We start from the raw sequence: 10,110 nt of genomic DNA on the forward strand, positions 1-10,110 counted from the left end.
TTTCACTGGGGCCTCCTACATCTGTGGCTCTACCGGCCAGGACCTAATTCCTGTCGGCAACCCACGTTCACATGCAGCGAGGCCCCAGCCTGCCCATACCGTCTAGATGGCGGACGACAGCGGGCCGCGGGCGGCCTCGTAGGCGGCGCCCACCCGGTAGAGGCGGTCGTCGGCCAGCGCGGGCGCCATGATCTGCAGGCCGACCGGCAGGCCGTCGTCGGGCGACAGCCCCGAGGGCACCGACATGCCGCAGTGCCCGGCCAGGTTCAGCGGCAGCGTGCACAGGTCGAACAGGTACATCGCCAGCGGGTCGTCGACCTTCTCGCCCAGCGGGAACGCGGTGGTGGGAGTCGTGGGTGACACGACGACGTCGACAGATTCGTACGCCCTGTCGAGATCGCGGGCGATCAACGTGCGCACCTTCTGCGCCTGGTTGTAGTACGCGTCGTAATAGCCAGCCGACAGCGCGTAGGTGCCGATCATGATGCGCCGCTTGACTTCCGGGCCGAAACCAGCCGCGCGGGTCAGCGCCATCACCTCCTCGGCACTGTGGCTGCCGTCGTCGCCGACGCGCAGCCCGTAGCGCATCGCGTCGAAGCGCGCCAGGTTGCTGGACACCTCCGACGGCAGGATCAGATAGTAGGCGGCCAGCGCATAGTCGAAGTGCGGGCAGTCGACCTCGCCGACCTCGGCGCCCAGCGCGGTCAGCTGGTCCACCGCGGCCCCGAACGACGCCAGCACCCCCGGCTGGTAGCCCTCGCCACGCAGTTGCTTGACCACCCCGATGCGCACACCGCGCAAGTCACCGCCCGCGCCGGCCCTCGCGGCGCCGACCACGTCGGGGATCTCGGCGTCCACCGACGTGGAGTCGCGGGTGTCGTGCCCGGCGATCACCTGATGCAGCAGCGCGGTGTCCAGCACCGTGCGTGCGCAGGGGCCACCCTGGTCCAGCGACGACGCGCAGGCCACCAGCCCGTAGCGGGACACCGTGCCGTAGGTGGGCTTGACGCCGACGGTCGCGGTGAGCGCGGCCGGCTGGCGGATCGAGCCCCCGGTGTCGGAACCGATGGCCAGCGGCGCCTGGAACGCGGCCAGCGCCGCCGCGCTGCCGCCGCCGGAGCCGCCCGGCACCCGCTCGACGTCCCACGGGTTGCGGGTGGGGCCGTAGGCGGAGTTCTCGGTCGAGGACCCCATCGCGAACTCGTCCATGTTGGTCTTGCCCAGGATCGGGATGCCGGCGGCCCGCAACCGCAGCGTGACGGTGGCGTCGTAGGGGGAACGCCAACCCTGCAGGATCTTGGAGCCGCAGGTGGTGGGCATGTCGACCGCGGTGAACACGTCCTTGAGCGCCAGCGGGACACCGGCCAGGGCCGAGGGCAACCGCTCGCCGGCGGCGACCGCCTGGTCGACCGTGGCCGCCGCCGCCAGCGCCTCGTCGGCGGCCACGTGCAGAAACGCATGGTAGCGGTCGTCGGTCGCCTCGATCTGGTCCAGACACGCTTGGGTGACCTCGACCGACGACAGCTCCCCGGCGGCGATCCCGGCGGCCAGCGTCGCGGCGTCCCTGCGGATGATCTCGCTCACTGGGCATCCCCCAGGATCTGCGGGACGGCGAAGCGGCCGTCGACGGCCTCGGGCGCCCCGGCCAGCGCCTCCTGCTGGGTCAGGCAGGGCGCCTTCTCGTCCGGGCGCATCACGTTGACGTCCTTGAGCGGGTTGTCGGTCGCCGCCACGCCGCTGACGTCGACCGCCTGGACCTGGCTGACGTGGTTGAGGATGGCGTCGAGTTGGCCGGCGAAGCTATCCAGCTCGGCATCGGTCAGCGCCAGCCGGGACAGCCGGGCCAGGTGCGCGACCTCGTCGCGGGAGATCTGGGACACGAGCGAAAAGCCTAGCCCGGGTGACGACGCGAACGTGAAGCCGGCCGCACGCACGTCGGGCAGGCGCGGGCCACCCGGTCCCCGGAATGCCGTGCGGGCCCCGCTGTGCAAAAGTAAGTGGCCGTGCCGTCGTATCTGTTGCGCATCGAGTTGGCCGACCGCCCGGGCAGCCTCGGGTCGCTGGCCGTGGCGCTGGGTTCGGTGGGCGCCGACATCCTGTCGCTCGACGTGGTCGAGCGCAGCTCGGGCTATGCGATCGACGACCTGGTCATCGAACTGCCGGCCGGGTCGATGCCCGACACGCTGATCACGGCCGCCGAGTCGCTGTCCGGTGTCCGGGTGGACAGCGTCCGTCCGCACACCGGCCGCCTCGAGGCGCATCGGGAGCTCGAACTTCTCGACCGTGTGGCGGCGGCGGGCGGTAAGGGTGCCAAGCTGCAGGTGCTGGCGAACGAGGCGCCCCGGGTGCTGCGGGTGAACTGGTGCACGGTCCTGCACAGCGCGCAGGGAAAGCTGCACCGCCTCGCCGGCAGCCCGGGCGCCCCGGAGACCAAGGCCGACTCGGCCCCGTGGCTGCCGATCGAGCAGGCGGTCACGCTGGACAACACCGGCGACTGGGTGCCGCAGGCGTGGCGGGACATGGACACCACGATGGTCGCGGCGCCGCTGGGCGACCCGCACACCGCGGTGGTGCTGGGCCGCCCCGGCCCCGACTTCCGCCCGTCGGAGGTGGCCCGGCTGGGCTACCTCGCCGGGATCGTGGCCACCATGCTGCGCTGAGACCGCCGGCGAGCGTTACCCCGGCGCCGCCTGCGCAGACGGCCCCTCCGCAAGCAACCGACGAAAGCCGTCCTCGTCGAGGATCGGGACCCCCAGCTCGACCGCCTTGTCGTATTTGGAACCCGGCGCGTCGCCCGCGACGACGAAGTCGGTCTTCTTCGACACCGAACCGGCGGCCTTGCCTCCGCGCGCCACGATCGCCTCCTTGGCGCCGTCGCGCGAGAACCCGGTCAGCGACCCGGTGACCACGATCGTCAGGCCCTCGCAGGTGCGCGGCACGCTGGTGTCGCGCTCGTCGGCCATGCGCACGCCCGCGGCCCGCCACTTGTCGACGATCGCACGGTGCCAGTCCACGGCGAACCACTCGGTGACCGCGGCGGCGATGGTGGGCCCCACGCCCTCGACCGCGGCCAGCCGCTCGGTCGACGCCGACATGATCGCGTCCAGACTGGCGAACTCGGTGGCCAGGGCGCGGGCGGCCGTGGGCCCCACGTGCCGGATCGACAGCGCCACCAGCACCCGCCACAACGGCGCCGCCTTGGCCGTGCCCAGGTTGGCCAGCAGCCGGGTCCCGTTGGCCGACAGCCCGCCGCTCTTGGTGGTGAACAGCTCGGTGCGCAGCAGACCATCCTCGGTGAGGGTGAACAGGTCGCCCTCGTCGGCGATCACCCCGGCGGCCAGCAGCGCGGTGGCCGCCTCGTAGCCCAGACCCTCGATGTCGAGGGCGCCGCGGCCGGCGACGTGGAACACGCGCTCCCGCAGCTGCGCCGGGCAGGACCGGGCGTTGGGGCAGCGGATGTCGGCGTCGCCCTCCTTCTCGGGGGCCAGTTCGGCACCGCACTCGGGGCAGTGGGTGGGCATGACGAACTCGCGTTCGGAGCCGTCGCGCAGGTCGACGACCGGGCCCAGCACCTCGGGGATCACGTCGCCAGCCTTGCGGATCACGACGGTGTCCCCGATCAGCACGCCCTTGCGCCTGACCTCGGCGGCGTTGTGCAGTGTCGCCAACGCCACCGTCGAACCGGCGACCTTGACCGGCGCCATGAGGGCGAACGGCGTGACGCGCCCGGTCCGGCCGACGTTGACCCGGATGTCGAGGAGCTTGGTCTGCACCTCCTGCGGCGGGTACTTGTAGGCGATCGCCCAGCGCGGCGCGCGCGACGTCGAGCCGAGCCTGCGCTGCAGCGCCACATCGTCGAGTTTGACGACGACGCCGTCGATTTCGTGGTCCACGTCGTGGCGGTGCTCACCCCAGTAGCGGATCCGCTCGTGCACGCCGGCGACGCTGTCGACCCGGGTGGTGTGGCCGGAGACGGGCAGTCCCCAGGCGCCGAGCGCAAGGTAGGCGTCGTGCAGGGTCGCGGGCCGGAATCCCTCGGTGTGCCCGAGCCCGTGGCAGATCATCCGGAGCCTGCGGCGCGCGGTGACCGCCGGGTCCTTCTGCCGCAGCGACCCCGCGGCGCTGTTGCGCGGGTTGGCGAACGGCGCCTTGCCTTCCTCGACGAGGCTGGCGTTGAGCGCCTCGAAGTCGGCGAGCCGGAAGAACACCTCACCGCGCACCTCGAGGACCTCGGGTACCGGGTAGCGGTCGCTGGCCGTCAGCCGTTCGGGGACGTCGTCGATGGTGCGCGCGTTCAGCGTGACGTCCTCGCCCACCCGCCCGTCGCCCCGCGTCGCGGCACGGACGAGCCGGCCCGCGCGGTAGACCAGCGCCAGGGCCACCCCGTCGATCTTGAGCTCGCACAGGTAGGCGAGTTCGCGAACATCACCGCCGACCTCGGCGTGGACGCGCGCGGCCCACACGTCGAATTCCTCGGCGCTGAACACGTTGTCCAGGCTGAGCATTCGCTCCAGGTGTTCGGCCGAGGTGAACTCGGTGGCGAAGCCGGCGCCGCCGACCAGCTGGGTGGGCGAATCGGGGGTGCGCAGCTCGGGATAGCGCTCCTCGAGCGCCGTCAGCCGCAGCAACAGCTCGTCGAACTCCGCGTCGGAGATGATCGGCGCGTCCCGCACGTAGTAGCGGAACTGGTGTTCGCGCACCTCGTCGGCCAGTTCGCGCCATTGCCGCCGAACCTCGGGCGGGGCGGGACCGGCCTCTGCTGAACTCACCTTGGCAGGCTAACGGAACACGCCGACACGGTCCGTCGGTGCGCCGGGCGTCCGCCCGGACGCCTGCTGCATCAGGGTTCCGGTCCTCGTGTCCGCCGCCGCCGGATCGGAGGCGTCTCAATGGATCCGGGACACGTCGAGGGGACTATCGTCAACTCGGCCATCCAGCGATCGCGTTGCATACCGCGACAACCTCTACCGGAAGATCAACGCACTACCGGTAGTCGCGACGTAACAGCTCATACTGCGACGCTGATCCCCTGGCGGAATTTTGTTGCCGCCAGGGGATAATCAACATCAGGGGATAATGACAATCGGGCAGCGGTGCTTCATTCCAGCGTCACGACCACCTTGGCCCCTCTGGCGAGGGTATTGGTGACAGGAGAACGTTCCCGTCCGGCCTTGACCACCGCTTCGATTTCTTCCCGGCTCGCTTTGGGCGCAACGATCTTCAGCTTCGCCCGAAACTCCTGGGCGCCGGACCCCTGTTCGGCGGTGATCCCCGCGGTGATACCCAGGAACAGCGACGACACATCCCAGTCGGTTTCCGCCTCGCAGGAATAGCTTTCCAGCTCAACTCCACGAGACGCGGCGGTGGCCACTATGTTGCACGCCAAGCACCCCGCGAAACCCTGCAGAAGGTACTCGGCCGGCGTGGGTGCCTCATCGTTCCCCAGCAGTGAGGGCGGATGGTCGCTAGTCAAGGTGAACTTCCCAGCACGACCGGTGTCGGTGTCACCGCCCTGGGTCATCGGTGCGATCTGCGAGCTGACAAGGCAACCACCCTGCCATTGGGAGTTGGCCCGGAAGGTCACCTTGGCCAGGTTACGGTCGTTCCGCACTGCTTCGACCATTTTTGTCAACGCGCTCGTGTCGACGCCATCGAGCATATGTGCATTCCTCATTATCGATCTCCCATCATCTGTTGACAGCATTGAAGAGCCATCATTGACCGCCCGCCGCCATCAGCGCCTGTGCGTCAGCACCAATACACAGCTCCGGCCTGTTTGCTCAGCCGGTCTGTTTGCTGATACGCATATACCCGTAAATGTATGAGGCGGCCCCCAACCTCGATAGGGCCGTTGTGCCTCTCATTTGATTTGGGCTCGTGCGGCGTTGTCATGCGGTTATCTCGACCTACGACCAGATCCCTCTCTGTCAACCTGGGTTGAGGCATCCGCCCCCTGATAATCGGCCTCAATTTTTCGCGCCACCAGCAGATCGGAGGTTCTATCACGCCGCTCTCGCCATCGAGAACGGCGCGACAGCGGCCACCACCGATCGCGGTTTCGCCCGTTTTCCGGGCCCGCGATGGCGTCCGCCGTTCGGCTGACCGAGACGATCCCCTACCCGTGGCTGATCGCGTCCGGGTCCTCGGCGAACGCCTCGGCGGCTTTGCGGGCGAGCCCGATCGCGGTGCGGGCCCACTGCGGTGTCGCCCCGGCCAGCCCGCACGCCGGGGTGACGCCGATGCGCTCGCGCAACGCCGCCCGGCCGAACCCGAGCCGGTCGGTCACCGCGACCACCGACGCGGCCACCTGCGCGGCGGACGGGCGCTGGCCGGGGGCTACCGGGGCTGTCGCGGCGACGACGCCGAGCACGACGGTGCGGCCCGACTCGACGAAGGCCGCGACGCCGTCCAGGTCCGCCGCGCGCAGCGTGTCCACATTCACCGACACTGCGCCGATGATGCTGCGCTGCAACAGCTCCCACGGCAGTTGGGGGGCGCAGCAGTGCAGCGCCACATCGGATCCCGCCTTGTCGACGCAGGCGTCGAGCAGTGCGACCGCGACCGCCTCGTCCAGCGCGGGGACCGTGCTCAGCGATGTCACCCCGCTCAGCCGTCCGCCCAGCGCCGTCGGCAGCGACGGCTCGTCGAACTGCACCACCACCGGCGTCTCGAGCCGTCGGGACAGCGCGGCGCGGTGCGCGGCGACACCCTCGGCCAGCGAGGCCGCCAGGTCGCGCAGCGCGCCGGGGTCGGTGATCGCCCGGTGGCCGTTGGCCAGTTCGAGCCCGGCGGCCAGCGTGATCGGCCCGGGCGCCTGCACCTTGACCACGCGTCCCCCGCCGCGCAGACCGGCCGTCTCCCAGGCCTCTTCGAGCGCGTCCAGGTCCTCGTCGAGCAGGCTGACGGCCCGGCGCGTCACCGCGCCGGGCCGGGCGGCGATGCGGTAGCCGCGCGTCGTGGTGTCGATGGCCACGTCGATGAGCAGCGCGCCCGCCCGGCCGATCGGGTCGGCGCCCACGCCGCGCGCGGGCAGCTCGGCGATGTGAGCGAGCGCGCCCGCCAACTCGCCGACGATGACCTCGGCCGCCTGCCGCGGGGCGGTTCCGGGCCAGGAGCCGACGCCGCTGGCGGTTGCGAAGGCACTCACCGGGCAACCGTATGCGACGCCACGTGGGACGCGCCCCGCCAGGGGTGTTTGGCGCGGGCCCGTCCGGGTAGTTTCGACTCAGGAACGGACGGTGTGGCGGATGGTGAGATTCACGCGGCCCCTGCTGATCACCGGCGCGGTGGTGCTCACCGCGGCGTGCACGCGGGTGGTGGACGGCACGGCGCTGCCGGGCTTCGGCGCCACCCGCCATCCCGTGCACGGCGTCGATGTCGACACGGTGCTGCTGGACCAGCCCCGGATGCGCGCGATCACCGGCGCCGGCGAACACCTCACGATCATTCCGTCGATGGACGGCATCAACCCGGTGGACATCGACGCCCTGGCCGACAACGCGCCGCAGGAATGCCGGTTCCTGTTCGCCGAGACCGCGACGTTCGGCCCCGACATCGCGGAGTTCCACAAGACGACGTTCCAGGACCCGCCCGAGGGGGCGCTGATCTCGGAGGGCGCCGCCGCCTACCCGGACGCCGCGACCGCGCGACGGGCGTTCGGCGACCTGGTGAGAACCGTCGGCAACTGCGCCGACAGCTCGGCCGGCCAGCTGCTCGTCGGCGACTGGCAGGCCGACGCCGACTCGCTGCACCTGCGGCCCGGCGGCTGCGGGCGCGACTACCGGGTCCTGTCGGTGGCCCTGCTGGAGGTCACCTACTGCGGCTTCCCGCAGTCGGTGTCCGACATCGTGATGACCAACATCGTCGCGAACGTGCCGGGTTAGCGCCCGGCGCCGGCGATGGTGGCGCTGCCGATCACCTCGTCGCCGCCGGGGTCGGGCCGGTACAGCACCAGCGTCTGGCCGCGCGCCACCCCGCGCAGCGGGGCACGCAACCGCACGACGAGCTCGTCGCCGACCAATTCCGCGACCGCACTTGCCGTTTCACCGTGCGCGCGCACCTGGACCGCGCACTCGATCGCGCCGGACGGCGCGCCGCCGCCGGTGAACACCGGCGACCGCCCGACCAGCTCGTCGACGTCGAGGTCGGTCACACCGCCCACCCGGACCGTGGCGGTCTCCGCGTCGATCGCGGTCACGTAGCGCGGGGCGCCGCCGGGCCCCGGCCCGGCGATGCCCAGGCCCTTGCGCTGCCCGACGGTGAAGCCGTGCACCCCGTCGTGGGTCGCCAGCACCGCGCCGTCGGCGTCGACCACGCTGCCGGGCCGCACGCCGATGCGCTCGCCCAGGAAGGTCCGGGTGTCCCCGGACGGGATGAAGCAGATGTCGTGGCTGTCCGGCTTTTCGGCGACCGCCAGGCCGCGCCGGGCGGCCTCGGCACGGATCTGCGGCTTGGGCGTGTCCCCGATCGGGAACACCGCGTGGCGCAGCTGCCCGGCGGTCAGCACGGCCAGCACGTAGGACTGATCCTTGTCGCGGTCGACGGCGCGGCGCAGCCGCCCCCCGGACAGCCGGGCGTAGTGGCCTGTGGCCACGGTGTCGAAGCCCAGCGCGAGCGCCTTGGCCGACAGCGCCGAGAACTTGATCCGCTGATTGCAGCGCACGCACGGGTTGGGCGTCTCGCCGCGCGCGTAGGACGACACGAAGTCGCCGATCACCTCGGCTTCGAATCTTTCGGCGAAATCCCAAACGTAGAAAGGGATTCCGAGAACGTCGGCGACCCGGCGCGCGTCCGAGGCGTCTTCCTTGGAGCAGCAGCCGCGCGAACCGGTGCGCAGCGCGGCGGGCGCGGCCGACAGCGCCAGGTGCACGCCGACCACCTCGTGCCCGGCGTCGACCATGCGGGCGGCGGCCACCGACGAGTCCACGCCGCCGCTCATCGCCGCGAGGACCTTCACCTAGGAGGCTCCCGCGGCGGCCAGGGCGGCCCTGCGGGCGCGGTCCACCGCACCGGGCAGCATGGCCAACAGCGCGTCGACGTCCGCGTCGACACTGTTGTGACCCAACGAGAACCGCAGCGATCCGCGGGCACTGGCCGGGTCGGCGCCCATCGCAACCAGCACATGCGACGGCTGTGCGACGCCGGCGGTGCAGGCCGACCCCGTCGAACACTCGATCCCGTTGGCGTCCAAGAGCATCAGCAGCGCATCGCCTTCGCAGCCGCGAAAGGTGAAGTGCGCGTTGCCGGGTAGCCGCAGCGGGTCGCGGGCGCCATTGAAGCTGACGTCGTCGATGCCGGCCAGCACGCCGTCGACCAGCCGGTCCCGCAGGGCCCGCAGCCGCACGCCCTGGACCTGCAGTCCGTCCACCGCGATCCGGACCGCCGCCGCCATGCCGACGGCGCCGGCGACATCGGCTGTGCCGGAGCGGATGTCGCGCTCCTGACCACCGCCGTGCAACAGCGGCACGCAGCCGACGTCGCGGCGCAGCAGCAACGCGCCCACCCCCGCGGGCCCGCCGAACTTGTGCGCGGTCAGGCTCATCGCCGACAGCGGGCCGGCGGCGAAGTCGACGGGCAGCTGACCGACGGCCTGCACGGCGTCGCTGTGCAGCGGGACGCCGAATTCGGCGGCGACGGCAGCGAGCTCGGCGACGGGCAACACGGTGCCGACCTCGTTGTTGGCCCACATCACCGACACCAGCGCGACGTCATCGTGGGTCTGCAGCACCTCGCGCAGCGCAGCCGCCGAGACCGACCCGTCGGGGGAGGTGGGCAGCCGGGTCACCCGGGCGCCCTCGTGTTCGGCGAGCCAGTTCACCGCGTCCAGGACGGCGTGGTGTTCGACCTCGGTGGTCACGATGCGGCGGTGGCGCGGGTCCGCGTCGCGCCGGGCCCAGTAGATGCCCTTGACGGCCAGGTTGTCGCTCTCGGTGCCGCCCGCGGTGAAGATCACCTCCGACGGCCGCGCGCCCAGCCGGTCGGCGATGAGCTCGCGGGACTCCTCGATCCGCCGCCGCGCCGCCCGCCCGCTGGTGTGCAGCGAGGACGCGTTGCCGACCGTGCCGAGCACGGCCGTCATCGCCTCGACGGCGGCGGGGTGCATCGGGGTGG

At 71.4% G+C, this 10,110-nt stretch carries 9 protein-coding genes; 2 read left to right on the forward strand and 7 right to left on the reverse strand.

What is annotated here, in order from left to right; translation table 11 throughout:
• Positions 1-102 precede the first annotated feature (102 nt).
• Positions 103-1,584 carry an Asp-tRNA(Asn)/Glu-tRNA(Gln) amidotransferase subunit GatA gene (gene gatA, locus FPZ47_RS24390; RefSeq protein WP_144954009.1) on the reverse strand — a complete coding sequence of 494 codons (1,482 nt, stop codon included), beginning with the start codon at positions 1,582-1,584 and terminating at the stop codon, positions 103-105.
• Entirely contained in the window at positions 1,581-1,880 is a 300-nt protein-coding gene (gene gatC, locus FPZ47_RS24395; protein WP_144954012.1) for an Asp-tRNA(Asn)/Glu-tRNA(Gln) amidotransferase subunit GatC, read from the reverse strand. Before gatC ends, gatA begins: the two co-directional genes overlap by 4 nt.
• A 123-nt stretch (positions 1,881-2,003) precedes the next feature.
• On the opposite strand from gatC, the gene FPZ47_RS24400 reads away from it, so the two are divergent.
• Positions 2,004-2,660 carry an ACT domain-containing protein gene (locus FPZ47_RS24400; RefSeq protein WP_144954015.1) on the forward strand — a complete coding sequence of 219 codons (657 nt, stop codon included), beginning with the start codon at positions 2,004-2,006 and terminating at the stop codon, positions 2,658-2,660.
• A 15-nt stretch (positions 2,661-2,675) separates the two neighbouring features.
• Here FPZ47_RS24400 and ligA read toward each other — a convergent pair whose 3' ends face one another.
• The 3 genes from ligA to FPZ47_RS24420 all read right to left on the reverse strand — a co-directional run bounded on the left by ligA (position 2,676) and on the right by FPZ47_RS24420 (position 7,147).
• Positions 2,676-4,769 (reverse strand): NAD-dependent DNA ligase LigA, encoded by a 2,094-nt coding sequence (gene ligA, locus FPZ47_RS24405; protein WP_144954018.1) that lies wholly within the window; start codon positions 4,767-4,769, stop codon positions 2,676-2,678.
• Positions 4,770-5,098: 329 nt separating this feature from the next.
• Positions 5,099-5,659, reverse strand: coding sequence for an OsmC family protein (locus FPZ47_RS24410; RefSeq protein WP_246133486.1), 561 nt, complete (start codon positions 5,657-5,659; stop codon positions 5,099-5,101).
• A gap of 456 nt (positions 5,660-6,115) precedes the next feature.
• Positions 6,116-7,147: a uroporphyrinogen decarboxylase/cobalamine-independent methonine synthase family protein gene (locus FPZ47_RS24420; protein ID WP_144954023.1), complete on the reverse strand. Its 1,032-nt coding sequence runs from the start codon at positions 7,145-7,147 to the stop codon at positions 6,116-6,118.
• 100 nt (positions 7,148-7,247) lie between these two features.
• Here FPZ47_RS24420 and FPZ47_RS24425 point away from each other — a divergent pair, with 100 nt between their 5' ends.
• Positions 7,248-7,883, forward strand: coding sequence for a sensor domain-containing protein (locus FPZ47_RS24425; protein ID WP_144954026.1), 636 nt, complete (start codon positions 7,248-7,250; stop codon positions 7,881-7,883).
• Here FPZ47_RS24425 and mnmA read toward each other — a convergent pair.
• Together mnmA and FPZ47_RS24435 are read right to left on the reverse strand one after the other, a co-directional pair.
• Positions 7,880-8,956, reverse strand: a complete 1,077-nt coding sequence (mnmA, locus tag FPZ47_RS24430) for a tRNA 2-thiouridine(34) synthase MnmA (RefSeq protein WP_144954029.1) — start codon at positions 8,954-8,956, stop codon at positions 7,880-7,882. The two genes, FPZ47_RS24425 and mnmA, sit on opposite strands and share 4 nt — an antisense overlap.
• A partial coding sequence (locus FPZ47_RS24435) for a cysteine desulfurase family protein (protein ID WP_145039650.1) occupies positions 8,957-10,110 on the reverse strand: 1,154 nt, incomplete at its 5' end.

This window comes from Mycobacterium helveticum, from assembly GCF_007714205.1.
Taxonomy (GTDB): domain Bacteria; phylum Actinomycetota; class Actinomycetes; order Mycobacteriales; family Mycobacteriaceae; genus Mycobacterium; species Mycobacterium helveticum.

Bases quoted from the DNA above. Each gene is read 5' to 3' on its own strand.
- FPZ47_RS24410 (WP_246133486.1), bottom strand. From the start codon at position 5,659: ATGCTCGATGGCGTCGACACGAGCGCGTTGACAAAAATGGTCGAAGCA.
- FPZ47_RS24425 (WP_144954026.1), top strand. From the start codon at position 7,248: ATGGTGAGATTCACGCGGCCCCTGCTGATCACCGGCGCGGTGGTGCTC.